Source organism: Streptomyces sp. NPDC051582 (assembly GCF_040681715.1).
Taxonomy (GTDB): domain Bacteria; phylum Actinomycetota; class Actinomycetes; order Streptomycetales; family Streptomycetaceae; genus Streptomyces.
Genome location: NZ_JBFAZJ010000054.1, coordinates 1 through 26,771 on the forward strand (window position 1 = coordinate 1; position 26,771 = coordinate 26,771).

The window sequence follows — 26,771 nt, forward strand, 5'->3', positions numbered from 1 at the left end:
GGCCGCCCGGCCCGGCGGGCCGGGGGGGGGCGGGGGGGGGGGGCGCCCCCCCCCCCGGACCCCACGACGGTCCGCTCAGGCCGTGGCGCTCGCCCCGGCCCCGGTCGGCTCGGGGGTTTCGGCCCCGGCCCCGGAATCGGCGGCGGCCGGCCGGGGGATGCGGTGCAGCCCGCGGCGGTCGTAGAGGCGGGTGACGGCGAAGCCGAAGAGCAGCGCGGCGACGAGGGCGATGCCCATCGAGGCCCACGCCCGGCTCAGACCCGCGTCGCCCTGGGCGCCGTAGTAGAGGATGGCGCGCATGCCCTCGGTGATCTGGCGCAGCGGCTCGAACTCGGCCAGGGCCCGGAAGAACCCGGGCAGCGCCTGGAGCGGCACCGTCGCACCGGAGGAGGGGACGGCCATCGCGACGAACACGATGGTGGCCAGCAGCATGCCGGGGGTGCCGAAGGCCGCGAAGAGGGCCAGGCTGCCGATGCCGACGACGGCGATGGTGGCGACGGAGTAGAGCCACAGCAGGCCGAGGTGGGAGGCGTCCATGTCGAGGATCGTGACGGTGGCGACCTCGACGAGGGTGCCCATCACGAGCGAGATGCCGAGCATGAGGGCCATGCCGATGGCCAGCGTGCGGACGCGGCTGGTGTGCCGGACGGGCTCGCGCTTGCGGACCGGGCCGTAGTCGGTGTGCAGGTAGCCGAGTGCCGTGTCGACCTGGGAGTTGACCAGGTTGGCGCCGAGCATGCCGCAGACGACGAGGACCAGCGCGTAGTAGAAGGCGCTCAGGCCCAGGGCGCTGCGGGAGCCGACGGGGTGGCCGTCGGCCACGGTGACGTTCACCGGGTCGGCCAGCCCCAGCTGGGCGGCCGTCGGGAGCGGGGTCTTCTGCGCCGCGGCCTGCTTGAGGAGCTCCTGGCCGATCTGGGCGGAAGCGGCGTGGGCGGCCTTCTGGGCCGCCTGGGAGGCCATCGAGGAGCCGATGCTGCCGGCCGACTGGTTGGTCAGCACGGCGAGGGTGGGAGGGGCGGCCTTGCCCTGCGGCGCGGGCTGCGGGGCGGCGAGGGCGGTCACCGTGGCGCTGAAGTCCCCGGGTATGACGAGGGCGCCGAAGACCTTGCCCCGGCCCAGCCGCTTGTCGGCCTCCTCGCGGGTGACGATCTGCCAGTCGATGCTCTTGTCGCCCTCGGCGGTCTTCCGGATGCCCGCGACGATCTGCTCGCCCATGTTGACGTGGCGGCCTCCTGCGTCGGAGCCGGCGTCGGCGTTGACCAGGGCCACGGGCAGGTCGCGGAGATTGCCCTTGGGGTTGACGTTGCCGCCGACGTAGAGCAGGGCGAACAACATCGAGACGACTGCGGCGATGAGTCCCGTTCCGACCCACAGCCGGGGTTGGCGGAGCACGGAGGGGTGTGTGGACTGGGGCATCGATTCTCCGGTGCGGCGGCGATTCCTGATTGACTGGATACTCAAGGTATCCAGTCACTGGATAGTGGCAGTATCTTGTTGTCGTGTCCAATCGCCGATGACGGGTACCGGACCCCGTGACCAGCAGGGAAGCCGCACATGAAGATCTCGGAGCTCAGCCGGCGGACCGGCGTGCCGGTCGCCAGCATCAAATACTTCCGGCGGCAGGGCCTGCTGCCTGCGGGGAGGGCGACCGCGGCGACGCTGGCCGAGTACGGGGAGGAGCACGCGGAGCGGCTGCGGCTCATCAAGGCACTCACCACGCTCGGCGGTCTCTCGATCGCGGCCACCCGCGAAGTGCTCGGGGCCGTCGACCAGGCCGACAGCTCGGAGGGGGCCCTCGGAGCGATCAGCTACGCCCTGCCGGTACCGGTGGCGGGCCAGAGCCCGGCCGACCCCGAGGAGGAGGCCGAGGCCGAGACGGCCGCCGGAGCCGAAGTGGCGGAGCTGCTCGCGGACCTGGACTGGCGGACGCCCGAGACCTCGCCGCACGTACAGGGGCTGACGTCGGCACTGAAGGAGCTGCGGAGGCTGGACGCCCAGTACGGCCCGGGTGAGCTCGCCGCCTACGCGAAGCTGGCCGAGGCGGTGGCCCGGCTGGACCTGGAGCGGGCGGACGGCCTCGACGACCCGGTGGCCCTGGCCGAGCGGGCCGTCATCGTCTTCGCCATCTGCGCACCGGTCTTCGAACTGCTGCGCCGGCTCGCCCAGGAGAACCAGGTCCGGCGCCGCGTCGCGGACGGCGGCAGCGCGTCCGCGGCGCCCCGCTAGGGGGTGTCCGTGAAGTGGCGGCGTCCGCCCGCAGGGCGGGCCGTGCCGGGCGCGGCGCGACAGGCGGGACTTTGCGGTCACCCCCTCAGGGATTGCCCTTCGGATCGGGGCCGCGCCGGCCCGAGCCGTTCCGTCGCGCGGCCGCGGAACGGCTCCGGACACGGACGGGGCTGCGGGCGCACGGCCCTGCGGCCCCCTACCGTGGCCGCATGGAACAGCGCATCTCCCTCGTCACCCTCGGCGTCCGCGACCTCGCCCGCGCCCGGCGCTTCTACGAGGCTCTGGGCTGGCGGGGGCAGGAGGTGGAGCGGACCGTCTTCTTCCAGGCCGGCGGCCTCGCCCTGGTCCTGTGGGACCGCGACCTCCTGGCCGCGGACTGCGGCCTGCCGCCGGGACGGGCGGCGGCGGGTCCGGACGGCGGCGGGTTCGGCGGCATCGCCCTGGCTCACAACGTCCGTTCGCGGGCCGAGGTGGACGAGCTGCTCGCCACCGTCGAAGCGGCCGGCGGAACCGTCACCAAGCCGGCCGCCGTCAATGCCATCGGGTTCTACTCCAGCGCCTTCACCGACCCGGACGGGCACGCCTGGGAGGTCGCCCACAACCCGGGCTTCGCCCTCGCCGCGGACGGCTCGCTGACCCTGCCCGATTTCGGGGCCGGCCCGGGCCGGCCGCGGGAGGGGAGCGGCCCGTGAGGTTCGAGGACGCGTACGTCTCCCGAGCGGACCGCTTCTCGCTGGGCGCGGAGAGGGACTCGGGCCGGTACTACGTGTCGATCCCGGTGAGCTCGGGCGTCGTCGACTACGAGGAGTACTACGAGCTCACCGGGGAGCGGTACCGCGCCTTTCTGGCCGACCCGTGCGCAGCGTCGGCCTTCGCCGCGGCCTGCCGCCGCCGCGAGCACGACGACCTGCTGCTGCTCCGCCCGGGCCGGAACCGGGGCACCCCCGTCTGAGACCGGCGGCCGCCGCGATCAGCGTCCCCGTCCACCACGACCCCGCCTCCGGCCTCCCCGTCGGCGTCCAGATCGTCGCCGCGCCATGGCGTGAGGACCTGCTGCTCCAGGTGGCGCACCCTGCTCGAACAGGCGCTCCCGTGGAGTGGTCGCCGCCCGCCGGTGAGCTGACCGCGAACGACGGCCGTTGGGCTGACAGCGGGGGCGGGCCGGCTCTAGGTTCTCCTGTAGGCGAGTGCACTCGGGGGGATTGTGGAGCGGTTGAAGGCCGGTGACCCGGCGGCGGTCGGCCCGTACCGGATCACGGCGCGGCTCGGCGCCGGCGGCATGGGGCAGGTCTACCTCGGGGAGTCGCGCAGCGGTCGGCGGGTGGCGGTGAAGGTCGTACGGCCCGAGATCGCCTCGGACCCGGGCTTCCGGGCGCGGTTCCGGCGCGAGGTGGAGGCGGCGAAGGCGGTCGGCGGGTTCTGGACGGCGACCGTGGTCGACGCGGATCCGGAGGCGGAGACCCCCTGGGTGGCCAGCGACTACATCCCGGCGCCGAATCTCGCCGAACGGGTCCGGGAGAGCGGGCCGTTGGCGGAGGACGCGGTGTGGCGGCTGGGCGCGGGCATGGCCGAGGCGCTGCACTCCGTACACCGGGCGGGACTCGTGCACCGGGACCTCAAGCCCGCGAACGTCCTGCTCACGGAGAACGGGCCGCGGCTCATCGACTTCGGGATCGCCAAGGCGCTGAACGGCGCGACCATGCTCACCCGGACCGGCGTGGCGATCGGCACCGCCGGATTCATGTCGCCCGAGCAGGCCCAGGGCGCCAGGGTGGGCACGGCCAGCGACATCTTCTCCCTCGGTACGGTGCTGTGCTTCGCGGTGACCGGGAGCATGCCGTTCGGCGAGGGCAGCGCGGCGCAGCTGCTGTACCGGGTCGTGCACGAGACGCCGAGCCTGGAACGCGTACCGGAGGGGCTCCGGGTGGTGCTGGGCGGGTGCCTGGAGAAGCGAGCGGAGCTGCGGCCCTCGGCCGAGGAGGTGCTGTCCTCGCTGAGCGGGGGTGGTGCGGTGACCGTGGCGCCGTCGACCACCCTGCCGGACGTGCCCTTCGCTCCCGCGGCCTCCCCGGTTCCGCCTCCGGCTCCGGCTCCCGCGCCGGCACCGGCACCGGCGCCGGCGCCGCGGGGGCCCGAGCCGGTCGTACCGCCGGTCGCGGACGCCGTCCCGGACGCGGTTCGCGTCCGGTCGGTCGCCGATCGGCCACCGGCAGGGCCTGTCGAAGTGCGGTACACCATGGGCCACATGCGCGTCGCGTTCGCGGCCGTGCTCGCGGCGGCCGTTCCGCTCTGGGTGGCCGTGGACAACTTCGTGGACCATCCCGTCGCCGCCGTGCTGGCGAGCATCGTCGCGGTGGCGCTGTTCGGTCTGGGGGCAGTGGCCATGGCGCGCGGCGACGCGGCCTGCGTACGGGTGGCGGGCAACGGGCTCCACTTCCTGCGCGAGGGCCACGAATGGAACGCGACCTGGGAGGAGTTGAGCCGGGTCACCCTGAGGGCGACGCGCTGGGGTCTGCACCAGGAGTTCGTCGTGGTGGGCGAACTGGCGCCGACGGCGACGAAGAACGTCGTCTGGGAACGCTTCCGGCCACTGGGCCCCGGGTCCCGGGCGGCGGTCACCACCATCCGCTTCCGCAACGAAGGGCTGGCGCGGGCGGAGATCGGACGGCTGCACGAGGCGTTGCTGCGCTACGCCGGTGAGCGCTACGCGTACGACGCCGGCCTGACCGCGGCCCTGCGCACCCCCTGACGATCCGCTCGGGCCCGCGGGTCGCGCGGTGTTCCCGGAGGGCGGCCGAGCACCGGGACGATCAGGCGCTGGTGGGGGTCATCGGGCGGTACGCCGGTTCCTCCTTCGCGCTCTGCTCCGCGGCGCGGTGGGCTCGTTCGACCGCCTGGCCCCAGTAGGTTCCGGCGACCATGAGGACGGCTCCCAGGAAGGCCCACACCGTGAGGCGTTCACCGCCTAGGCAGATTCCGATCGCGACCGCCCAGATCGGTTCGGTGCCCAGGAGGAGGCTGGCCCGGCTGGCCGAAGTGCGTTGTACGGCCCAGGTCTGGGCGACGAACGCGAACACGCTGCAGAACAGGGCGAGATAGATCAACTGGGTCCAGGTGGTGGCGCCTGCCCGGGCCAGCTCCGGCAGGTGGGCGATGGCGGGCGGCAGGAACAGCACCGAGCCGACGACGGTCTGGACGGTCGTCAGGTGCATCGGGTCCACGGGGCGGCCTGCGGTCAGCCGCCCGACGAGTGCGACGTGCCCGGCGCGGACGACCGCGGCGGCGAGCATGAGCGCGTCCCCCAGGCGGGGTGCGTGCAGGCCGGTGCTGGAGATGAGCAGCCCGACGGCCAGGACGCAGAGCCCGGCGGCGAGGAAGAACGCCAGGGGCAGCCCGGACCGTCCCCGGGCCCGGTCCATGAGCGGCGTGAGCACGATGGTCAGGCTGATGATCAGTCCGGCGTTGGCGGCGCTGGTGTGCGCCACGCCGTAGGTCTCCAGTACGAGAACGGCCGCCTGGGTGACGCCAAGGAGCGAGCCGGCGCGGACCTCCGCCCGCGTCCACCGGCGGCGCGTCCGGCGGCGTGCGGCGACCAGGGCGCCGCACGCGAGCGCGGAGATCGCGTACCGGGCGAACAGGACCGCCAGGACGGGAAGGGCGACGGTGGCCGTCTTGGCGGCCAGATAGCTGGACCCCCAGACGAGCGCGACCAGCAGGAGTACCGCATCGGTACGGCGTGCGACAGGCATGACCCCACGGTGCCCGACCATGGATCTTGAAGGCTACGACCAACTTCTTAACCCAACCTGTAGCAGCACTACATTGTGACCATGGACGAACGGCAGCTGCGGATCTTGCGGGAACTGGGCGAACTGGGAAGCGTCACCGCGGTAGCCGAGGCACTGCACGTGACGCCTTCGGCGATCTCGCAGCAGTTGAGGCTGCTCCAGCGCTCGATTCCCGTGCCGCTGACCGAACGCGCCGGCCGCCGGGTGGTGCTCACGGACGCCGGGCAGGCCCTGGCCGGGGCCGCCATCGAGGTGGAGAGCGCCCTGGCCCGGGCACGGCACACCATCACCGACTTCGCGGAGCAACCGGACGGCGGCGTCTCGGTGGCGGCGTTCCACAGCGCGGGCTCCGCGTTCTTCCCGCTCCTGCTGCGGGCCCTCGCCGGCCCGGGCGGCCCCCGCCTGGCCCTCGCCGACGAGGACGTCGCCCAGGACCGCTTCCCCGCCCTCACCCGGGACTACGACCTCGTGCTCGCCCACCGGCTCGACCACGGCCCGCCGTGGCCGCGCGCCGTGGCCGCCACCACCCTGCTGCACGAGCCCCTCGACGTGGCCCTGCCCGTCGGACACCCGCTCGCCTCCCGTCCGCGGCTCTCGCCCCAGGACGTGGCCGACCAGCCCTGGATCACGGTCCACGACGGATTCCCGCTCATGGCCACCATCGAGGCCATCGCCAGCGTCGCCAATCGCCGGCTCGACATCGTCCACCGCATCAACGAGTTCGCTGTGGTCGCCGAGGTCGTGGCCGCGGGCGGTGGCCTGGCGCTGATGCCGCGCTGGACCGCCCGTGCGCACCCCGACCTCGTCCTCAGGCCGTTGAGCGGGGTGCACGCCCGACGCCACATCGACGTGCTGCACCGCCCGGAGCGCACGGCGCGACGGGCCGTGCGGACGGTCCTCGCCGAGCTGCGCCGCGCCGCCGCGTCGATTCAGGGCCCGGATACTCACCAGTAGTTCGAATTTGAACGTTATGCTGGAGGCACCCACATCGAGCCAGACCATTCGAGCCACCGGGAGCGCTGCCGCATGTCCGTCCGCCGCCTGAACCACGCCGTGCTCTGGATCCGCGACGTCGAGCGCTCCGTGGCGTTCTACACCGACGTCTTCGGATTCCAGGTCGACCACCTGGTCGCCGGTCGCGCCGCCTTCCTGAGCGCCCCCGGCAGCCTCAACGACCACGACCTCGGACTGTTCTCGGTCGGCGCCGACGCGCCCGGTCCCGAGCAGGGCCGGGTCGGCCTCTATCACCTGGCCTGGGAGGTGGGCACGCTCGGCGAGCTCGCGGAGCTCGGACAGAAGCTGACCGAGCGCGGCGCGCTGGTCGGCGCGAGCGACCACGTGGTCTCGAAGTCCTTCTACGCCAAGGACCCCGACGGCAACGAGTTCGAGCTGATGTGGCGCGTCCCCCGCGAGGACTGGCCCGCCGGGGACTCCGACACGCGTCCGGGCCCGCTCGACCTGCCCGCCGCCATGGCGCGCTGGGGCGCGGACCTCGCGACGGGTTCTGCTGCCGGTTCGGCCACCTGAGGAGTACGGGTACGGGAGGGAGCCCGTCCGGCGCCGGCTACCGGCGCGGAGCGTGGTGCGCCCGGCGGAAGGCGCCCGGGGTGACGCCCTCCCAGCGGGTGAACGCGCGGACGAGTGCCGTGGCTCCGCTCAGGCCGACGAGGGGCGCCATCCGGTCGAGCGGCAGGTCCGTGGTCTCCAGCAGCCGGCGGGCCCGGCGGTGGCGGGCCTCGTCGAGGAGGGCGCGCCAGGAGGTGCCCTCCTCCTGGAGGGCCCTGCGCAGGGTGCGGGGGCTGAGGTGGACGCCCCTGCCCGCGTCTGCGGGGCCGGTGCCGTCGAGCGGGGCGTGGTCCAGCCATTGCCGGACCCGCTCCGCAAGGGTCACCGCCGTGGACAGTTCGCGCAGGAGCCGGTCCGCGTAGGCCCGGTGCAGGGCTCCGAGTTCGGGGTCGTGCGGGGCTCGGGGCCGGTCGAGTTCGCGGTTGCCCACCGTGATCGCGTTCTCGGGGGCGCCGAAGACCGCGGGGCAGTTCAGGATCCGGGCGTACGGTTCGGCGGAGCCGGTCCGGGCGTGGGTGAAGGAGACCGACAGCGGAGCCCAGCCGTCCCCCGCGATCCAGCGGGCGGCCCTCACCATGCCGGTGACGACCGCCTCCACCTGCTGCGGGTGCATGGTGGCCGGGTCGACGGTCGGACGGTATCGGATACGGGTCGTCTCGGCGCCGCGGTGCAGGGTGACCGCGCCGGCCTGGCTGACCAGGGGGTGGTAGCGGACCGCCGCTTCGGCGGCCTCCGCGAGACTCGCGCAGGTGAGGACCACGTGGCCGAGCACGTGCAGGCTGCCCGGCTTGATCGCGTCCCCGACGCGCAGGCCTGCGTACGGGTCTCCCCCGCGGGCGCCCGAAGCGCCGCCTGCGGTGTCGGCGCCGCCCGCCGTGTCCGCGCCGCCGATCACCGAGTCCCAGAGGGCGCGCACCTCGGCGAACGGGAGCCGGTCCCGGGGCGAGGCCCAGGCGCCGGGCCCGGCCGCACCGTCGCTCCGGGCGCCCGCGCCGGGGGCGTCGGCGGCGTCCGCCGCGGCGCTCAGGACGGCGCGCGCGTAGGACGCGGCCACGGTGGACGGCTCGATGCTGGGCATGGCGGCCAGTCAATGCCGGGCCGCGGCCCACAGTCAACCGGCCGCGGGGGCCGGGGAGTCAACGAGGCGGCCGCCAGGGTCAATGACCTGGCCCGGCCGTGCTCCTAGGGTCGGGCTGCCCGTTGCGGCGGGCCGGTACGCCTCGGCGCCGGCAGGCCTCTGCGCCGGCGCGCGGGCAGTCCGCCTCGTGCGCACTCGAAGGAGCACGCTTTTGATCGTCTTTCTGCTGCCCTCGTCCGGCTACGACCCGACCGAGGCGGCCGTCCCCTGGGCCGCCTTGCGGGACGCCGGGTACGACGTACGGTTCGCGACGCCCGACGGGCGGGTCGCCCTGGCCGACCACCGGCTGACCGACACCGGCTTCTCCTGGCTCTCCCCCTGGCTGATGACCCGGCGCGCCGGGCTGGCGGCCTACGGACGGCTGACCGAGGATCCCCGCTTCCGCGCCCCGCTCACCTACGCCGAGGTCGATCCGGCGCTCCTGACGGGGCTGTTCGTGCCCGGCGGGCACGCCCAGGGGATGCGTACGCTGCTGGAGGACCCGGTCGCGCAGCGGTTGTTCGCGCGGGTCTTCCTGGTGGGGCTGCCGGTGGGAGCGGTGTGCCACGGCGTACTGCTGGCCGCGCGGGCGAAGGACCCCGCGACCGGGCGCTCGGTGCTGTACGGGCGGCGGACCACGGCCCTGACCTCGCTGCTGGAACTCACCGCCTGGAACCTGACCCGGCTGTGGCTGGGCCGCTACTACCGGACCTACGCGGCCACCGTCCAGGCGGAGGTCACCGCGGCCCTCGCCGAGCCGGGCCACTTCCTGGCCGGACCGCCGCTGCCGGTCAGGGACACCGCGGCGCGACCCGGACGCGGGTTCACCGTGCGGGACGGCAACTACGTCTCCGCGCGCTGGCCGGGCGACTGCCACCGCCTGGCGGCGGACTACCTCGCGCTGGTCCGCTCCCACCGGCCCGCCCCCGCACCGTCCACCACGGAGAGCGGATAGTCGGTACGGCCGTCGGCGGGCCTGGGAATGAGTGGGACGGGTGAATCTTCATTTAAGATTCAGGGCGGCCTCGGGACTGCGGATCGTCACTGTGCACGGCGACCGCGGAACGGTCCGGACGGGGCCGCACGACGCTGATCATGAAGATCCCGGGGAATCGCGCGAGCGCCGGCGTGCGTCTGCGTGCGCGGGTCGCCCAGCCCGCCCGCCCACGAACAGAAGATCCCCAGGGGAGAAGTGAGGTATGCCAGTGATCTGCGTCGGAGGCATGATCGGAATCGGCAAGACGAGCGTTGCCGAACTGCTCGCCAAGGAACTGGGCAGCGAGGTCTTCTACGAGAGCGTGGACGACAACCCGATCCTGCCGCTCTTCTACACGGCGAGCCCCGAGGAGATCCAGGCGAAGCGCTACCCCTTCCTGCTCCAGCTCTACTTCCTCCAGACCCGGTTCGCGGCGATCAAGGAGGCGTACAAGCAGGGCGACAACGTCCTCGACCGGTCCATCTACGAGGACTGGTACTTCGCCAAGGTCAACCACGACCTGGGCCGGATCAGCTCCCTTGAGATGCGGGTGTACGAGGGGCTGCTCGAAGAGATGATGCGCGAGATCGACGGCCTGCCGTACCGCAAGGCCCCCGACCTCATGGTCTACCTCAAGGCGGACTTCGAGACGGTCCTGCACCGCATCGGGCTGCGGGGCCGCAACTTCGAACAGGACGACAGCCTCGTCGAGTACTACCGGACCCTGTGGTCCGGCTACGACGACTGGGTGCACAAGCACTACTCGGCCAGCGAGGTCCTCGTCATCGACATGAACCGCACGGACGTGGTGAACAACCCCGAGGACGCGGCCCGCGTGGCCCAGGAGGTCAAGGACGCCCTGGCCGCGGTCGGCCACCGGGGCTGAGCCCGCCGGGCGCCGAACGCACCCTGCTCCGCCGCGCCCGCGTGTACGCGCAGGGCGCGGCCCCGGCGGGGCCGCCGGCCGGCCGACGGTCAGCTCTGCGCGGTCGGCCGGACCACGATCTCGTTCACGTCCACGTCCGCGGGCTGCTCGATGGCGTAGGCCACGGCCCGTGCCACCGCCGCCGGCTCGATGCCGACCTCGTCCCGCATGCGCGTGATGTCGCCGCGGACCCGGTCGTTGCTCGACGCCTCGGCGAAGTCGGTGGAGATCAGGCCGGGCGAGACGGTCGTGACCCGCAGCGTCGGCCCCGCCTCTTGGCGCAGGCCTTCGCAGATGGCCCGTACGGCGACCTTCGTACCGGCGTAGACGGCCATCGCGGGCACGACGCGGTACGCGGCCGTCGACGCCGTGGTGACGAAATGTCCGCCGCCCTGCGCGCGGAACACGGGGAGGGCCGCGCCGATTCCGTGCAGCACGCCCTTGATGTTGACGTCGACCATGTGGTCCCACTCGTCGGTGCGCAGATCGTCCAGCGGCGAGATCGTGCCCACCCCGGCATTGCCGACGAGGACGTCCAGCCGTCCGAACCGCTCGACCGCCAGGGCGACCAGGGCGCGGAGGTCGTCGATCCGGGTCACGTCCGTACGGAGGTGGACCGCCTCTCCGCCGGCCTTCTCGATCCGCGCGGTCAGCTCGGCCAGGCGCTCGGTGCGGCGTGCGCCCAGCACCAGCCGGGCGCCGCGCTCGGCGAGCAGCAGTGCGGTCGCCTCGCCGATCCCGCTGCTCGCCCCGGTGATGGCCACGACCTTGCCCGCGATGCCTGACACGACGGGTCCCTCGGTGCTGCTGCTCATGTCGTTCTTCCGCTCTTTCGTCCGCACCGCCGTTGTCGACGTGCACAGCCAGTGTGCGCGGGGCTTAGCCTGGTATCCAGAGCCGGTTTATTCTGGAATCAGGGGTGGTAGTGCCATGTCGGAGAGCGGCCCGTCCGACGCTCGGGAGCAGCGCCGGGAGCTCGCGGCCTTCCTGCGCAGTCGCCGCGAGCGCATCACCCCGCGCGAGGCGGGCCTGCCGTCCACCGGCCGTCGCCGCACCCCGGGGCTGCGGCGCGAGGAGCTGGCGCTCCTCGCCGGCATGAGCGCCACTTGGTACACGTACCTGGAACAGGGCCGGGACATCCGCGTCTCGGACCAGGTCCTGGACGCCCTCGCCGGCGTCCTGCGTCTCGACGCCCACGAGCACCACCACCTCTACCGGCTCGCCGGACGCGCACCGGCCACCGAGGAAACGGGGCCCGGGGCCGTCGCCCCGGAGGTGGCCGCCGTACCCCTGCTGCTCCAGCCGCATCCCGCGTTCCTGATCGACGGCACGTACGACGTGCTGAGCCACAACCCGGCCACCGAGAGGGTGTTCCCGGGGCTGGTCAGCGGGGACGGCCGTCGGCCGAACTTCGCGCGCTGGACCTTCCTGGAGCCGAGGGCACGGGAGGTCCTGGTGGACTGGGAGCCCGAGGCGCGCGGGCTGCTCGCGCGGGTGCGTTCCCTGGCCGGCGCCCACCCCGGGGATCCGCGTTTCGAGCGGCTGGTCGGCGAACTGCACGAAGGCAGCGCCGAAGTGCGGGACTGGTGGCCGCGGTTCGAGGTCGAGGCACGCGGGGGCGGGCACAAGCGGCTCCGCTCGCCGGACGGCGGCGCGGTCACCACGTACGCCTACACGGCGTTCCATGCGGCAGGGCGGCCGGAGCAGACCCTCGTGATCTACGCGGCGTCGAGCGACCCGGGCGGCGAAACCGTGTAAGAAGGAAGGGGCGGACTCGAATCTGCCGGAAGGGACTCCGTGACGCGGCGACAGCGGATCATGAGCGAGCGTCACCGTTGGTGGGTCCTCGGGGTGATGACCTGCGCTTCCTCGATGGTCGCCATCGACGCCCTGGTGGTGTTGGTCGCGCTTCCCACCATCCAGCGGAGTCTGGACGCTTCGACCACCGGACTGCAGTGGGTCATCAACGCGTACCTGCTCGCCTTCGCCTGCATGAGCCCGATCGGCGGACGCGTCGGCGACGCCTTCGGACACGAACGCGCCTTCCGCTTCGGCACCGCGCTGTTCGTCGTGGCCTCGGTCGCGGCGGGTCTGGCCCAGACCGAGGCCTGGCTCATCGCCGCGCGCGCGGCCCAGGGCGCAGGTGCGGCGATCCTGCGGCCCGCCTCCCAGGTGCTCATCATCAAGGAGTTCGGGCGCCGGGAGCGGGGCCAGGCCATGGGCATCTCGTCCAGCGTCGCCACCCTCCTGTACGGCACGGCTCCGCTGATCGGCGGCCTGTTGACGACGGTGTTCTCCTGGCGCGCGATCTTCTTCGTCAACCCGCCCCTGGGGATCGGCGCACTGGTCCTCGCACGCTTCCTCCTCACGCGCGAGCCACGGCGGCGCGAACGAGTGGACTGGACGAGCACCCCCCTGCTGATCGGCGCTCTGGTCTGCCTGGTCCTCCCCCTCATGCAGGCGCGGTACTGGGGATGGTCCTCGCCCGCCGTCCCCTCGCTCCTCGCCACCGGAGCCGTACTGATGACGCTCCTGGTGGTCCGCGAACGGCGGCGGCCGGATCCGCTCATGCACTTCGAGCTGTTCGAGAACAGGGAGTTCGCGGTGGCGGCCGGCGTCATCTCGTCGGTGCGTTTCGCGTTCGTCGGATTCGCGGTGTTCGGGGTCGTGTGGCTTCAGGACGTCGTGGGAATGTCGCCCTTCGAGGCCGGCATCGCCGTGCTGCCGCTCACTCTCCCCACGGTGGTCTTCGCGCCTCTCGGCGGAAGGCTCTACGACCGTCTGGGACCGCGCGTTCCCCTGGGCGCCGGGATGGTCCTGTGCGTGGGGGCCCTGCTGTGTTCCGCGGTGGAACTGCACCGGCAGCACTACGGCTGGCTGGTGCCCTTCTACTGCGCGATGGGCATCGGAATGGGGCTCTGCGTCAGCCCGGCCTGGATCACCGCACTCAACAACACCTCCCTGCGGATGCGCGGCAACGCGGCGGGGATGCTGCAGACCGCCCGGGAGATCAGCGCGGCGCTGGGGCTGGCGGTCATGGGCGCCATCGTGGCGCACCTCCAGAGCGGGCGGCTGGGCCGGATCCTCCGTGAGGACGGCCGCATCCCGGCCGACGGCTTCGACCGGGTCGAGCGGTCCATCGGGAAGGCGGTGACGGCGACGCAGCAGGGCTCGCCCATGCCCGCCGGGATCCCGGCGGACCTGGTCCCGGCTCTCAGGTCCGCGGTCTCCACCGCCGTCTCGGCCGCGTTCTACGTCGGCGCGGCGGTGATGCTGGTGGCGTGCGCGGCGGTCGTCCTGCTCCCCGGGAAGGCGGAGTTCTCCGCGCCGGCCCGCGGCCAGGACGATCCCGCTTGAGCGACGGGGCCCTGTTCGCCCCGGGGAAAAGCAAAGGCAAGGAGAGCGGATCTCCTTGCCACTCTCAACTTATAGCGCACAGGGGGGCTTGCCACAAGGCCCCGGTCAGGACGCAGAATCAACGGCTGTTGCCACAACCTGCGGAAATGAGGGCACGAAGTGCGGTACGTGTTGGCTCTTCACGAGGTCGACGAGACTCAGGTCGCGGTCGTCGGCGGCAAGGGCGCGCACCTGGGCGGGCTGTCGCGGATCGAGGACGCTCGGGTGCCGGGCGGCTTCTGCGTGACGACGGACGCCTTCCGGCAGGTCCTGGCGCAAGCGCCGTCGATCGCCGATCGGCTCGACGAACTGTCCCGCGTGAACCCGGACGACCGGGAGGCGGTCCGCACGCTCAGCGCGCGCGTGCGCCGGATCATCGAGGAAACCGCCGTCCCGGGCGACGTCGCGGCGGCGATCTCGCACGCGCTGACCGGGCTCGGCGAGCAGGCCGCGTACGCCGTCCGGTCCAGCGCGACGGCGGAGGACCTGCCGACGGCCTCCTTCGCCGGTCAGCAGGACACGTACCTGAACGTCATGGGGCCGGCGGCCGTTCTCCGGCACGTCAGCCGGTGTTGGGCCTCCCTGTTCACCGAGCGGGCCGTGACCTACCGGCGGCGCAACGGCATCGACCACCGCACGGTCCACATGGCCGTGGTGGTGCAGCGGATGGTGTTCCCGCAGGCGTCCGGCATCCTGTTCACGGCCGACCCCGTCACGGGCGACCGCAAGGTCGCCACCGTGGACGCCGGCTTCGGGCTCGGCGAGGCCCTGGTCTCCGGCCTGGTGAACCCCGACGTCTTCAGGGTGCGGGCCGGCGAGGTCGTCGCCAGGACGATCGCCGCCAAACAGCGTGCGGTGACCGCCCTGCCGGACGGCGGTACGCGGGAAGTGGCGATCGACGCGCAGCGGCAGGAGCAGCCAGCGCTGACGGATGCACAGGCCGTGCGGCTGGTACGGCTCGGGCGTCGGATCGAAGCGCACTTCGGCAGTCCTCAGGACATCGAATGGTGCCTGGACGGCGACGACTTCCGGATCGTGCAGAGCCGGCCGATCACGACCCTGTTCCCCGTCCCGCGAGCCGGCGACGAGGAGAACCGCGTCTACGTCTCCGTCGGCCACGGGCAGATGATGACCGACCCCATGAAGCCCCTCGGGTACTCCATGTGGCAGTTGACGGCCATGGTGGCCATGCACGAGGCCGGCGGGCGGCTGTTCGTCGACGTCACCCGGCGCCTGGCCTCGCCCGCGAGCCGCGCCGGGCTCCTGGAAGCCATGGGGAAGGGCGATCCGCTGATCAGGGACGCCCTGGAGACCGTGCTCGACCGCGAGGACTTCGTCAGACCGCTCCCGGACGCCGGACCCGGCGGCCGCGGCGGCCGCGGCGGGACGCCGCCCGGCGGGACGCCGCCCGGTGGTGCGCCCGCCCCGATCGAGACCGATCCGGCCCTGGTCACCGGGCTGATCGAGCGCAGCGAGGCGTCCGTGGCCGCCCTGGAGCGCGACATCCGGACGAAGAGCGGACCGGCCCTCTTCGACTTCCTGCTGGAGGCCTTCGAGGAGCACAAGCGCGTACTCGGTGATCCGCTGAGCATGCAGGCGATCATGGCGGGGATGGAGGCCACGTGGTGGCTCAACGACAGGTTGCAGGAGTGGCTGGGCGAGAAGAACGCGGCTGACACGCTGACGCTGTCCGCCCCCGACAACATCACGTCGGAGATGGGACTGGCGCTGCTCGACGTCGCCGACGTGGTCCGCCCGCATCCGGAGGTGGTGGCGTTCCTGGAGGGCGCGCGGGACGAGGACTTCCCGGGCGGCCTGGCGAAGCTCCCGGGCGGTGCCGAAGCGCACGACGCCATCGAGGCCTACCTCGACCGGTACGGCATGCGCTGCGTCGGGGAGATCGACGTCACGAGGCCGCGTTGGCGCGAGCGACCGAGCACGCTCGTGCCCGTGATCCTCGACAACGTGCGGAACTTCGGGCCGGGCGCGGCCGAACGGCGCTTCGAACAAGGCCGGCAGAAGGCGCTGGCGAAGGAGCGGGACGTGCTGTCACGCCTGCGGGCCCTGCCGGACGGCGAGCGCAAGGCCGCCGAGACCAAGGCGATGATCGACCGGGTCAGAACCTTCATCGGATACCGGGAGTACCCCAAGTACGGCATCATCAGCCGCTACTTCGTCTACAAGCGGGCCCTGTTGGAGGAGGCCGAGCGCCTCGTGCGTGCGGGCGTGATCCCCGAGAAGGAGGACGTCTTCTACCTCACCTTCCAGGAATTCCACGACGTCGTGCGCTCGAACCGGATGGACGACCAACAGCTCGTCCAGCGGCGCAAGGACGCGTTCCGCTCGTACCACGCGCTCACGCCTCCCCGGGTGCTCACCTCCGACGGTGAGGCCCTCACCGGGGCGTACCGGCGCGACGACGTACCGGCCGGCGCGCTGGTGGGCGTACCGGTCTCGGCCGGGACCGTCGAGGGAAGGGCCCGCGTCATCCTCGACATGGCGGACGCCGATCTCGAAGAGGGCGACATCCTGGTCACGCCCTTCACCGACCCGAGCTGGTCGCCGCTGTTCGTCGCCATCGCGGGCCTGGTGACGGAGGTGGGCGGCCTGATGACCCATGGCGCGGTGATCGCACGGGAGTACGGCTTGCCGGCCGTCGTGGGCGTGGAGCAGGCCACCCGGCTCATCCGGGACGGGCAGCGGATCCGCGTGCACGGAACCGACGGGTACGTCGAAGTCCTGCCGTGACGGACCCGCAGGAGCTCCCGGTGCGGCCGAGGACGCGTACACCGTACGGGCCGCGCGCGAGGGGCGGCTCGACCTCCCGGCGGCCCTGCGCCTGCGCGAGCCGATCGACCCGCTGCCACAACGGCCGCCCGGCGGCGGCGACATCTAGGAGGAACCGCCGAGCAGCCGGCGCCAACGGGTGCGCTCCGTCCACAGACAGGCGACGGCGAGTGCGGTCACCGTCACGGCCGCCCACGTGGGCCAGGCCGCCCAGGACGCCGCTACCGCGGCGACGAGCTGGAGGAGGACCAGGGCCACGGTGACCGCCCCCGGCACCGCCACGATCACATGAGCCTTGTCACCGGGGGTGGAGAACACGGTCGGCAGTCCGATCAGCAGCGCCACGGCCGCCACCGCGGCCGCGACCGACCAGGGCGCCAAGGCCCACGGCGCGGCCACCCACGCGCACAGCTCCGTAGCGAACCGCAGCACCGAGGCCACGTCCGCCCGTTCCCCGCCCTCCGTGAGGCCGTTCGTACTCGTCCCACCGTCATGCGTCATGCCGGACGTCACCCCCGTCGTACTCCCGCGCCGCGCCAGGCACACACTACGACGCCGTTTCGCGTGGCGTGGGCGGAGGGGGCGCGCAGCCGTTCGGGGTACTCGGGTGGTCCGTATGGTCCCCGGCCGTGGGCGTGGGGCCGGGCATGGTGTGCTCGCGCTGCCTAGCGTCGGCCGCGCAGGGGATCGTACGTCGGTGTCGTGTGCTGCGGGAGGTCTTGATGTCGGGTATCGCGGTCTCGGACACGCCTGGACGAAGGCGGGCTCGACGAGGCGGGGGCTCAGGCGGGGGCGCGTGGTGGGCGCCGGCCAGGGTCGGGTTCGCGGGACTGGCGCTGCTGGCCACGGCCGTCGTCCCCAGCGCCTCGGCGACCACGCAGCCGGTCCCCGCGCCTGCCAGAACCTTCGCCTACGTCGCCAACGGCCTCGCGGGCAGCTTGTCGGTCGTCGACACCGCCGACAACACCGTCACCTCCACCATCGACGTCGGTGACGACCCCAACGGCGTGGCGGTCAGCCCGGACGGCAACCGCGTCTTCGTCGCCAACAGGCTTTCCGACACCGTGTCGCTGGTCGTTCCCGCCGCGGGCGGGTCCGTCTCCGTCCCCGTCGGTGACAACCCGGTGGGCGTGGCGGTGAGCCCGGACGGTACGCGCGCCTACGTCACCAACACCATCTCGAACGACATGACGGTGATCACCGCCGACGAGGTCCCGCCGGCCGTCATCGCCACCGTTCACGTCGGCACCCGCCCCCAGGACGTGGCGATCGCCCCGAACGGCACGCGCGCGTACGTGGCCAACTTCCTGGACCGCAACGTGGCGGTGGTCGACACCACCACCAACACCCTCCTGACCACCGTCCCCGTGGGCCAGTTCCCGCAGGGTGTGGCGGTGAGCCCGGACGGCGCGCGCGTGTACGTCACCGACTTCGGCGACGGCACGGTGTCGGTGATCGACACCGCCACCGACACCGTCCGCTTCACCGTCCCCATCGGGACCAACACGAGCCCCGCCGACGTGGCGGTGAGCCGGGACGGCACCCGCGCCTACGTCGCCGACTTCGGCACGGACAGCGTGTCGGTGATCGACACCACGGCCAACCCGCCGGCCGTCATCGCCACCGTCCCCGTCGGGGAGGAACCCCTCGGCGTGGCCGTCACCCCGGACGGCGCGCACGCGTACGCCACCGATTCCATGGACAACTCCGTCTCCGTGATCGACACCGCCACGCACACGGTCACCGACACCATCGGCGGCTTCGCCATCCCCTTGGGGGTGGCGATCGCAACGCGGGGGGTCGGTGCGACCCCGACCGCCCTGACGCTGACGGCGGAGCGGCGCGGAACGGGCCACGGCACCGAGAAGGGACGAGGCGAGGGCCACGGGGACGGGGGCGGGCACGGGAAGCGGCCGTCGGGCACCCAGGGCGATCGCGGTCCCATCCTGAAGGCCCGGCTGACCGGCGGCGGCCGGCCCCTGGAGGACAGGAGCATCCTGTTCACCAGGGACTCCGACGTGTTGTGCGCCGATGTGACCGACAGCCGCGGCCGGGCCACCTGCGCGGTCCGGGGCAGGCGGGACGACGACGCCTGCTACACCGCCACGTTCACCGGCGACGACACCCACGCGGCCGCCACCGCGACCACCTGTACGGACCGACGCGCGGCGGCGCGGCGCACGTTCCCCGGCGAACGGCCGTAGCCGGTCCGCCCGCCGGTCGCGGCCGTGGTGCGCCGCGCGGGGAACGGAAAAGGGTGACGTGTTCTGTCAGGTATGGCGTGAACGATGGATGTCATGGAGAACGAGGACAAGACGAAGCAGTACGCGGCCCGGGCCGACCACGACGGCCCGGCGCGCCCGCTCGCCGGCCGGATCGCACTCGTCGCGGGGGCCACGCGCGGTGCGGGACGGGCCCAGGCCGTCGAGCTGGGCCGGGCGGGAGCGACCGTGTACGTCACCGGCCGCACGACCCGGACCCGTGCCAGTGAAGTCGGCCGGACCACGGAGACGATCGAGGAGACCGCCGAGCTGGTCACCACGGCCGGCGGCACCGGCATCGCGGTGCCCACCGACCACCTCGAAGAGCGGCAGGTACGGGCCCTCGCCGAGCGGATCGACCGCGAGCAGGGGCGGCTCGACATCCTGGTCAACGACCTGTGGGGCGGCGAGCACCTCCTGGCGAGATCGGTGTTCGGGAAGAAGAGCTGGGAGACCCCGCTCGCCGACGGCCTGCGGATCCTGGAGCTCGGGGTCCGCTCGCACGTGATCACCGCGGCGCTGCTGCTGCCGCTGCTGATCCGTTCGGATGCGCCGCTGCACGTGGAGGTCACCGACGGCACCGCGCACTTCAACCGCCGCTACCGCGAGAACATGTACTACGACCTGGCGAAGAACGCCCCGATCCGGCTCGCGTTCGGGCTGGGCCAGGAGCTGGCGGAGTACGGGGGCGCGGCCGTCGCGGTCTCGCCGGGCTTCTTGCGTTCGGAGCAGATGCTCGCCCACTTCGGGGTGAGCGAGGAGAACTGGCGCGACGCGATCGCCCGGGATCCGGCCTTCGCGATCGCGGAATCCCCCTGGTTCCTGGCCCGCGCGGTCGCGGCGCTGGCCGCCGACCCGGGGCGCGCCGCGCGGTGGAACGGCAAGTCGACCTCCAGCAGTGAGCTCGCCGAGGTGTACGGGGTGCGGGACGTGGACGGCAGCCGGCCGGACGTCTGGGCGTACTTCGAGGACGTCGTGTACGGCGGGAAGGACGGCTCCGCCGAGGACTACCGCTGATCATGGCGGGCTACCCCCGGCCACCCGGCTCCGCGGGTTCCGCGGGTTCCGCGGGTTCCGCGGGTTCCCCGGGCTCCGCGGGTTCCCCGGGCTCCGCGGCTCCGTAGAGAGCGGCCAGTGCGGAGGCGTGCGCGCGAAAGCGTGCGCGCAGGGCGGCCGGGGCCAGTACCTCGGCGTCCGCGCCGAGCCGGGCCAGCTGGTCGTAGGCGACCTCTTCGGACTCCGCCGGCAGGTCAAGGGTGACCAGGCCGGCGGGGTCCGGGGCCGTCGCGGTGGCCAGGGCGTCCCCGATGCCGGCCCCGTCCACGACGGAGGGCAGCCGGCCGAGTCCCCGTGCGGTGAGCCTTACCCGGACGGTGGTGCGCAGCAGCGTACGGGCGAAGGCGGCGGAGCGTTCCTCCCAGTGCGCGGCCAGGTCGAAGGACGGATCGCGCACGAACGGCCCGTCCCGGTCGGGAGCGGGGGTCAGGGCCGTGACGCGGTCGACGCGGTAGGTGCGCCAGCCGCCGTCGCGGTTCGCCCCGTGGGGGATGCGCGCCACGACGTACCAGGTACCGGCCTTCAGGACGAGTCCGTACGGCTCCACGACCCGGGACACCGCAGCGGGCGTGGCTCCGTCGCGCCCCGGCCTCGTGTAGGAGAGTTCGACGGCCCGGTCGGACCACACCGCGCGGGCCAGCTCCGGCAGCACGTCCGGGGTGGGCGGTTCGCGGAACCAGGCCGGGGCGTCGAGGTGGAAGCGGCGTACCGAGGACTCGGCGGCCTCGCGCAGGGACGGGAGCAGGGTCGCGGTCAGTTTCAGCCGGGCGGTGTCCGCGGCGGCCGACAGCCCGAGGTCCCGCAGGGCCGACGGCAGCCCCGACAGGAAGAGGGTCTCCGCCTCGCTCGGGTTCAGGGTGGTGAGCCGGGTCCGGTAGCCGGGGGCCAGGAAGTAACCGCCGACCCGGCCGCGCTCGGACCTGACGGGGATGCCGGCCTCCTGCAGTGCCTGGGCGTCGCGGATCACGGTCCGTTCGGAGACCTCCAGTTCGCGGGCGAGGGCGGCCGCGGTCAGGCCGGGGGTGGACTGGACGAGGAGGGCCATGCGGATCAGGCGGGCGGCGCGCATGCTCCAAGGATCAGGGACGGATGGCCACCCGTGCGGTACCTGCCCCCGCCCTCCCCCGCTTCGGCGGCGGCACGCGGATCGGCGCCGGGCGCGGGAGGCCCGTACGGCCTCCCGCGCCCGGCGCGTTCAAGCGCCCGTGGACCGGAACCCGGTCAGCCCACCGGGACCGGCCGCTCCCTGTCGTCGGCGGGCCCGGTGCTCCCGGGGTGGCCGGGGTGGCCGTACCCGTTCCCGCCGCCGCGGTGGTCGGTGCGCCGCGGCCGTACCGGCCACCAGATCGACCGGCCCAGCAGCGCGGCCAGGGCCGGAACCAGCACGATCGACAGGACGAACGCCGACAGCATGATCCCCAGCGCCGTCGCGAAGCCGATCTCCTGCGTGCCCGGATTCGGGTTGACGGCCAGGCTGCCGAACGAGGCGGCCAGGACCAGGCCGGCCGTCGCGATGGCCGGAGCGGTGTGTCGTACCGCCCGGGCCACGGCCGCCCGGGCCGGACCGGGCTTCTCCATCTCCTCCCGTATCCGGTCGCTGATCAGGATGTTGTAGTCGGTGCCCAGCGCGACCACGAACAGGAACAGCACCAGCGGCAGCATGAAGTTCACACCCGGCCGGTCCAGGAAGTTCTGGGAGACGAGTGCCGAGGCGCCGAGGGTCGCCGCGAAGCCCAGGCCGACGGAGACCATCAGGACCAGCGGTGCGAGCAGACTGCGCAGGAGCAGGATCAGGATGAGTCCGATCAGGCCCGCGGCCACCGGGAAGACCACCTTCAAGTCACCGGACACGGCGGACGAGATGTCGGCGAAGAGCGCTGCCGTGCCGCCCACGTGCGCCTCGGTGCCCTCGGGCCGGTGCGCGGTGACCGTGTCCCGGACCGGTCCGGACACCAGGTCGCGGGCCTGCTGTCCCCCCGGCTCGGCGGTCAGGAAGAGGTCGATCCGCGCAGCCTTTCCGTCCGCGCTGGGTACGGGCGGGGCGACCTGGCCGACGCCGTCGACCGCCGCGAGTGCCTTGGACAGGCCGCCGAGCGTCCGGGGGTCGATCCGGCCGCCGTCGGACGCGGTGACGAACACGGTGGTGGGGTCGGACACTCCGGCGGGCAGGGCGCGCGAGATCTCTGTCGCCGTGCGGGCCGCCGCCGTGTTCGCGTCTCCCCCGCCGCCCGTTCCGTAATCCATGTGCATCCCGGCCAGGCCCGCCGCGAGCGCGCCGAGCAGGGCCAGCGAGGCGAGCACCATCGTCACCGGACGCTTCGCCACCCGGCGGCCCATCCGCCCGGCCGTGCCCTCGGAGGGTTCCCTGCGCAGGCCGCGCGAGGGCCAGAACATCTTGCGCCCGGTGACGGCGAGCAGCGCGGGCATCAGGGTGAGGCTGCCCAGCAGCATCACGAGCACGGACACGGCGATCGCCGGGCCGAGCACCCGGAACTGGCCGAAGGACGCGACGCCGAGGGTGGAGAACGCGGCGATGATGGTCAGCGCCGCGGAGGTGACCGCGGTACCCACCCGCCCGGCGACCTCGGCCGCCGCGGCGCGTCCGGTCTGCTCGGGCCGGTCGCGCAGCTGCTCACGGAAGCGGAACAGCAGGAAGAGGAAGTAGTCGATCCCGATCCCGATCAGCACCACGTTGATCAGCTGAGGGGTGGAGGCGTCGAGTTGGACGCCGGTGAGCAGCGAGGCCCCGACCACCACACCGGCGGCCGCGCCGCCGATCACCGACACCACGAGCAGCGGCAGCAGCGCGGCGAGGAGACTGCGGAACACCAGGACGTGCAGCAGCACGATCACCACGAGCATGGCGATGCCGACGACCGTCGAGCGGGTCTTCTCGGCATCGGCGGTGTCCACGCTGTCCGCGATCCCCGCCGTGAATCCGGTCCGCAGCCCGGCCTCCGCGAACTCGGCCCGGGCGTGGTCCCGGAAGGCCCGGTACAGGTCCTGCATCCCGGGATCCATGGGGTTGCCGGTCAGTTCGACCGACAGCAGCCGAAAGCTCCGGTCCGGGGCCGTCATCGCCGGGCTGACCCGGGGGACCTGGGAGTGGTCCTGCACGAGGGGCGGCGTCTCCTCCGTCTTGGGCATCGCCACCTCGCGCCGGGCCAGCTTCGCGGCCTCGTCGTCGATCCGGCGCTCGTCGGCGTCCGACAGCTTCGCCCCGTCCGCCCGGGCCACCAGCACGGTGAGCGGATTAGCGTCGGGCTTGACCCCGAAGTGCTCCTCTGCGACCTTCAGCGCCGCCGCCGAATCGTAGGTGGCGGGCAGGAACTCGCCCGCGCTGGGCTGCGTGGCGCGGAAGAGGAAGGCCTGGCCGAGGACGGCCATGGCGATGCCCAACACCGCCCAGAGTGCGATGACCTTCCAGGGACTTCGGGTGGCGAAGCCGGTCAGGGCGCGGATCACGGGGTCCTCCGTAGCTCGATCGACCGGGTGTTCCCGGACGTCGTCCAGCTCATCAGCGCCCACGCCGCGAAACGTCGGTGCGAGGGAGGAACCCGCGCCCGGGACCGGGGTCCGGCGTACCCCGCGGACCAGGACTCCGGTCCTGGTCCGGCCTCCCCCTCCGGGTCGGGGAACCGCCGCGCCGCCGCTGCGAGAATGGTTCCCGTACGCGAATCGCGGTGCCCCGGTACGGACCGGTGGGCCGGTGACGGAGGGGGACCGGCGGGCATGCCGATACGCAGTGGGAGCCATGGCGGCGACGGCGGGGCCAAGGCGCGCGGGCCGGTCCTCGACTGGACCCGCAATGACGCGCTCGTGGCCATCGGGGCGGCCGTGAACGACCTGATCGGCTATTCGCTCGGCGCCGCGGACGACGGACGGCCCCTGACCGTGCGGGCACTCGTCCTCGTGGTCCTCGCCGCGCCCTGTCTGCTGGCCCGCCGGGCCAGGCCGGTGACCGTGCTGTGCGCCGTCCTCGCGCTCGGCGTCGCGCTGAACCTGACCACTGCGCAGGGCCCGCACTTCTCCGCCGCCTACATGGTCGCGCTGTACACCGTGACCCGGCTGCGCAGCCCCGCGGTCACGGCGGCGGCCGCCACGGGAACCGTACCGCTCACGATGATCAGCGGCGGATACGGTGACTCGTCCGTTCTGGCGGGACTGCTCAGCAACTCGGTCGCGGTCGCACTCGTCGTCGGCACGGGGCTGGTCGTGGGACGCTGGCAGCGGGAGTCCGAAGCCAGGCGCACCCTGCTGGCGGACCGGGCGGTGGCCGAGGAACGCCGCCGGATCGCGCGCGAGTTGCACGACATCGTCGCGCACCACATCACCACCATGCAGCTGATGGCCGGCGGCGCCCGGGCCAACCTCGCGCACGATCCGGACGTGGCGCGCGAGGCCCTGGTCACGCTGGAGGGCTCCGGGCGGATGGCGCTGCGGGAGATGCGGCAGCTCCTGGACGTCCTGCGGGCCGGGGAGGAACCGGAGCAGTCCCCTCCGGCTCCGCAGCCCGGGACCGGGGACCTCGAACGGATCATCTCCGAGTCCCGACTGGCGGGCACGCCCACCGAGTTCACCGTGCGGGGCACCGCCCGCCCGCTGCCGCCGACCGTCGGCCTGACGGTGTTCCGGATCGTCCAGGAGGCCCTGACCAATGCCCGCAAGCACGCGGTCGGCGCCCGCGCGCACGTACGGCTGACGTACGGACCGGACGGCGTCGAGGTGGAGGTGCGCGACGACGGCGCGGCCGGCGCCCGGCCCGGGGCCTCGCGGACTGCGGCTTCGCGGGCAGGGGCTGCGCGACCGGCCACCGGCAGCGGGTACGGTCTGATCGGAATGCGGGAACGCGTCGCGCTGCAAGGCGGCACCCTGGAGACCGGCTCGCACGACGGCGGCGGATTCAGGGTGGCGGCCAGGCTCCCGGCGGCCGCCCCGGGGGGACAGCGAGAGGACCTGCGCGGATGATCCGTGTGCTCATAGCCGACGACCAGCCCCTGGTGCGGCGCGGCCTGGCCCTGATCCTGGCGCCCGACCCGGCGTTCGAGGTGGTGGGCGAGGCCGAGGACGGAGCCCGGGCGGTCGCCCTGGCTCACGAGCTGCGGCCCGACGTGGTCGTCATGGACATCCGGATGCCGGTCCTCGACGGGGTCCGGGCCACCGAGGAGCTGGCGCGGACGCTGCCGGAATCCCGCGTCCTGGCCCTCAGCACCTTCGACATGGACGAGTACGTGGTCGCCGCCCTGCGCGCCGGCGCGTACGGCTTCCTCCCCAAGGACATCTCGCCGGAAGAGCTCATCGCCGCGGTCCACACCGTCCACACGGGCGAGGCCGCCGTCGCGCCCCGCCTGCTCACACGGCTGATCTCCACGTACGTACGGTCCTGCGCGCGGCCGCGCCCGGCGGCGAAGGCCCCGGACGGCCTCACGCCCCGCGAGCTGGAGATCTGGCAGCTGCTGGCGACCGGGCTCGACAACGCGGAGATCGCCGGGGACCTGGAGATCAGCGTCTCCACGGTCAAGAACCACATCACCGGCATCTTCACGAAACTGGGGGTGCGCGACCGCGCCCAGGCCGTGATCGCGGCCTACGAATCGGGCCTGGTGGCCGCGGGGCACCGCGGCGGTTGACCTGGTGCGACCGGCGCCCCGACCAGGGGTGGTCGGGCGACGGAGCCGTGGTGTCGGCGGCGCATCGGGGCCTTGTCGGGGACTGTCAGTGACGTGTCGGTCCGGTGTCGGCCGGGTCGGGCACCTTCGGTCACACCAACGGAGGAGCGCACATGACGATCAACATCCGACCCGGCAGCACCGTGATGTTCACGGGCGATTCGATCACCGACTGCCGGCGCCTGGAGAGCGAGGACGGCCTCGGGTTCGGCTACCCGCTGCGCATCGCGGGCGAATGGGGACTGCGGCACCCGGACCGCCCCGTGACGTGGCTGAACACCGGCATCGGCGGCCACAAGGTGATGGATCTCGAAGCCCGCTGGCAGAAGGACGTACTCGACGCGCACCCGGACGTGGTGTCGATCCTCGTCGGGGTCAACGACATGGGCTGGCACACGCTGGACCCGGAGGGGTACGTGATCTCGGCGCGGGAGTTCGAAGCGGGGTACGACCGCCTGCTCGCTCCCCTCGCCGAGGCGGGCACCGAGCTGATCCTCATCGAGCCGTTCCTCCTGCCGATCCACGGGGTCGTCGAGGCCGGTGGCGATCACGCGCGCATCGGCGAGAAGGAGAGGGAGGAATGGCGCGTCGACCTGGATCCGAAGATCCAGGTCGTGCGCGGGCTGGCCCGCAGGTACGGCGCGCACCTGCTCGCCGCCGACGGCATGTTCGCCGGGCTCTCCTCGACGGGCGGGCCGGAGCACTGGGCCGCGGACTCCGTGCACCCGACGCCCGCCGGTCACGCCGCCCTGGCCGCGGCCTGGCTGCGCCTGGTCGCGTGAGGCACCGGTCGGGCTGAGACCGGCGGCCGGGGTATGCGAAAGACGCTCGGCCGGTGATCGGGCCGAGCGTCTTTCGTGCGCGCTGCGTGCTGCGTGCTGCGTGCTGCGTGCTGCGTGCTGTCCGGGCGGTCACTGGTGGCTTAGTACCAGTGGTGGGTCTGCCAGAAGTTCCAGGCGCCGACGGGGCTGCCGTAGCGGGAGTTCATGTAGTCCAGGCCC

At 73.0% G+C, this 26,771-nt stretch carries 23 protein-coding genes and 1 pseudogene; 16 read left to right on the plus strand and 8 right to left on the minus strand.

Annotation, left to right across the window (positions count from 1 at the left end):
- Nucleotides 1-75: 75 nt before the first annotated feature.
- A complete protein-coding gene (locus AB0M92_RS37310) occupies nucleotides 76-1,419 on the minus strand; it encodes a DUF3533 domain-containing protein (protein ID WP_366106822.1) in 1,344 nt (447 codons plus the stop codon).
- 138 nt (nucleotides 1,420-1,557) lie between these two features.
- Here AB0M92_RS37310 and AB0M92_RS37315 point away from each other — a divergent pair, with 138 nt between their 5' ends.
- The 4 genes from AB0M92_RS37315 (at nucleotide 1,558) to AB0M92_RS37330 (ending at nucleotide 4,978) form a co-directional block, all read left to right on the plus strand.
- Complete coding sequence (locus tag AB0M92_RS37315; protein ID WP_366106823.1) at nucleotides 1,558-2,229, plus strand: MerR family transcriptional regulator; 672 nt, start codon at nucleotides 1,558-1,560, stop codon at nucleotides 2,227-2,229.
- Nucleotides 2,230-2,438: 209 nt separating this feature from the next.
- Nucleotides 2,439-2,921 carry a VOC family protein gene (locus tag AB0M92_RS37320; RefSeq protein ID WP_366106824.1) on the plus strand — a complete coding sequence of 161 codons (483 nt, stop codon included), beginning with the start codon at nucleotides 2,439-2,441 and terminating at the stop codon, nucleotides 2,919-2,921.
- The gene (locus AB0M92_RS37325; protein WP_366106825.1) at nucleotides 2,918-3,181 is read left to right on the plus strand and encodes a hypothetical protein; all 264 of its coding nucleotides are present in this window, start codon (nucleotides 2,918-2,920) and stop codon (nucleotides 3,179-3,181) included. Before AB0M92_RS37320 ends, AB0M92_RS37325 begins: the two co-directional genes overlap by 4 nt.
- 252 nt (nucleotides 3,182-3,433) lie before the next feature.
- Nucleotides 3,434-4,978 carry a serine/threonine-protein kinase gene (locus AB0M92_RS37330; RefSeq protein WP_366106826.1) on the plus strand — a complete coding sequence of 515 codons (1,545 nt, stop codon included), beginning with the start codon at nucleotides 3,434-3,436 and terminating at the stop codon, nucleotides 4,976-4,978.
- Nucleotides 4,979-5,039: 61 nt separating this feature from the next.
- On the opposite strand, the gene AB0M92_RS37335 is transcribed toward AB0M92_RS37330, so the two are convergent.
- Nucleotides 5,040-5,978, minus strand: a complete 939-nt coding sequence (locus tag AB0M92_RS37335) for a DMT family transporter (protein ID WP_366106827.1) — start codon at nucleotides 5,976-5,978, stop codon at nucleotides 5,040-5,042.
- Nucleotides 5,979-6,059: 81 nt separating this feature from the next.
- On the opposite strand from AB0M92_RS37335, the gene AB0M92_RS37340 reads away from it, so the two are divergent.
- Nucleotides 6,060-6,971, plus strand: a complete 912-nt coding sequence (locus AB0M92_RS37340) for a LysR family transcriptional regulator (protein WP_366106828.1) — start codon at nucleotides 6,060-6,062, stop codon at nucleotides 6,969-6,971.
- 72 nt (nucleotides 6,972-7,043) lie between these two features.
- Nucleotides 7,044-7,544 (plus strand): VOC family protein, encoded by a 501-nt coding sequence (locus AB0M92_RS37345; RefSeq protein WP_366106829.1) that lies wholly within the window; start codon nucleotides 7,044-7,046, stop codon nucleotides 7,542-7,544.
- Between the two features lie 37 nt (nucleotides 7,545-7,581).
- Here the strand turns inward: AB0M92_RS37345 and AB0M92_RS37350 are convergent, their stop codons facing one another.
- Nucleotides 7,582-8,661, minus strand: a complete 1,080-nt coding sequence (locus AB0M92_RS37350) for an AraC family transcriptional regulator (RefSeq protein WP_366106830.1) — start codon at nucleotides 8,659-8,661, stop codon at nucleotides 7,582-7,584.
- Between the two features lie 211 nt (nucleotides 8,662-8,872).
- Here AB0M92_RS37350 and AB0M92_RS37355 point away from each other — a divergent pair, with 211 nt between their 5' ends.
- Nucleotides 8,873-9,655: a type 1 glutamine amidotransferase domain-containing protein gene (locus tag AB0M92_RS37355; protein WP_366106831.1), complete on the plus strand. Its 783-nt coding sequence runs from the start codon at nucleotides 8,873-8,875 to the stop codon at nucleotides 9,653-9,655.
- A gap of 244 nt (nucleotides 9,656-9,899) precedes the next feature.
- Nucleotides 9,900-10,562 carry a deoxynucleoside kinase gene (locus AB0M92_RS37360; protein WP_366106832.1) on the plus strand — a complete coding sequence of 221 codons (663 nt, stop codon included), beginning with the start codon at nucleotides 9,900-9,902 and terminating at the stop codon, nucleotides 10,560-10,562.
- A gap of 89 nt (nucleotides 10,563-10,651) precedes the next feature.
- Here AB0M92_RS37360 and AB0M92_RS37365 read toward each other — a convergent pair whose 3' ends face one another.
- Nucleotides 10,652-11,389, minus strand: coding sequence for an SDR family oxidoreductase (locus AB0M92_RS37365; protein WP_366106844.1), 738 nt, complete (start codon nucleotides 11,387-11,389; stop codon nucleotides 10,652-10,654).
- A gap of 142 nt (nucleotides 11,390-11,531) precedes the next feature.
- Between AB0M92_RS37365 and AB0M92_RS37370 the strand changes: the two genes are divergently transcribed.
- The 3 genes from AB0M92_RS37370 to rph all read left to right on the plus strand — a co-directional run bounded on the left by AB0M92_RS37370 (nucleotide 11,532) and on the right by rph (nucleotide 16,745).
- Nucleotides 11,532-12,359: a helix-turn-helix transcriptional regulator gene (locus AB0M92_RS37370; RefSeq protein ID WP_366106833.1), complete on the plus strand. Its 828-nt coding sequence runs from the start codon at nucleotides 11,532-11,534 to the stop codon at nucleotides 12,357-12,359.
- A 60-nt stretch (nucleotides 12,360-12,419) separates the two neighbouring features.
- Nucleotides 12,420-13,958: an MFS transporter gene (locus AB0M92_RS37375; RefSeq protein WP_366106834.1), complete on the plus strand. Its 1,539-nt coding sequence runs from the start codon at nucleotides 12,420-12,422 to the stop codon at nucleotides 13,956-13,958.
- A gap of 159 nt (nucleotides 13,959-14,117) precedes the next feature.
- The gene (rph, locus tag AB0M92_RS37380) at nucleotides 14,118-16,745 is read left to right on the plus strand and encodes a rifamycin-inactivating phosphotransferase (RefSeq protein WP_366106835.1); all 2,628 of its coding nucleotides are present in this window, start codon (nucleotides 14,118-14,120) and stop codon (nucleotides 16,743-16,745) included.
- Nucleotides 16,746-16,889: 144 nt separating this feature from the next.
- On the opposite strand, the gene AB0M92_RS37385 is transcribed toward rph, so the two are convergent.
- Entirely contained in the window at nucleotides 16,890-17,285 is a 396-nt protein-coding gene (locus tag AB0M92_RS37385) for a hypothetical protein (protein WP_366106836.1), read from the minus strand.
- Nucleotides 17,286-17,506: 221 nt separating this feature from the next.
- Here AB0M92_RS37385 and AB0M92_RS37390 point away from each other — a divergent pair, with 221 nt between their 5' ends.
- A complete protein-coding gene (locus tag AB0M92_RS37390) occupies nucleotides 17,507-18,988 on the plus strand; it encodes a YncE family protein (RefSeq protein WP_366106837.1) in 1,482 nt (493 codons plus the stop codon).
- A gap of 93 nt (nucleotides 18,989-19,081) precedes the next feature.
- A complete protein-coding gene (locus tag AB0M92_RS37395) occupies nucleotides 19,082-20,062 on the plus strand; it encodes an SDR family oxidoreductase (protein WP_366106838.1) in 981 nt (326 codons plus the stop codon).
- 10 nt (nucleotides 20,063-20,072) lie between these two features.
- On the opposite strand, the gene AB0M92_RS37400 is transcribed toward AB0M92_RS37395, so the two are convergent.
- Nucleotides 20,073-21,170, minus strand: coding sequence for a WYL domain-containing protein (locus tag AB0M92_RS37400; RefSeq protein WP_366106839.1), 1,098 nt, complete (start codon nucleotides 21,168-21,170; stop codon nucleotides 20,073-20,075).
- 152 nt (nucleotides 21,171-21,322) lie between these two features.
- Nucleotides 21,323-23,629 carry an MMPL family transporter gene (locus AB0M92_RS37405; protein ID WP_366106840.1) on the minus strand — a complete coding sequence of 769 codons (2,307 nt, stop codon included), beginning with the start codon at nucleotides 23,627-23,629 and terminating at the stop codon, nucleotides 21,323-21,325.
- A 204-nt stretch (nucleotides 23,630-23,833) separates the two neighbouring features.
- Between AB0M92_RS37405 and AB0M92_RS37410 the strand changes: the two genes are divergently transcribed.
- From AB0M92_RS37410 to AB0M92_RS37420, 3 genes are all read left to right on the plus strand, one after another.
- Nucleotides 23,834-25,069 (plus strand): sensor histidine kinase, encoded by a 1,236-nt coding sequence (locus tag AB0M92_RS37410; RefSeq protein ID WP_366106841.1) that lies wholly within the window; start codon nucleotides 23,834-23,836, stop codon nucleotides 25,067-25,069.
- Nucleotides 25,066-25,731, plus strand: coding sequence for a response regulator transcription factor (locus AB0M92_RS37415; RefSeq protein WP_366106842.1), 666 nt, complete (start codon nucleotides 25,066-25,068; stop codon nucleotides 25,729-25,731). The genes AB0M92_RS37410 and AB0M92_RS37415 overlap by 4 nt, the downstream gene beginning before the upstream one ends.
- Nucleotides 25,732-25,883: 152 nt before the next feature.
- Nucleotides 25,884-26,552, plus strand: coding sequence for a GDSL-type esterase/lipase family protein (locus AB0M92_RS37420; protein WP_366106843.1), 669 nt, complete (start codon nucleotides 25,884-25,886; stop codon nucleotides 26,550-26,552).
- A gap of 140 nt (nucleotides 26,553-26,692) precedes the next feature.
- Here AB0M92_RS37420 and AB0M92_RS37425 read toward each other — a convergent pair.
- Nucleotides 26,693-26,771, minus strand: a pseudogene (locus AB0M92_RS37425) (lytic transglycosylase domain-containing protein); the annotation flags it as partial.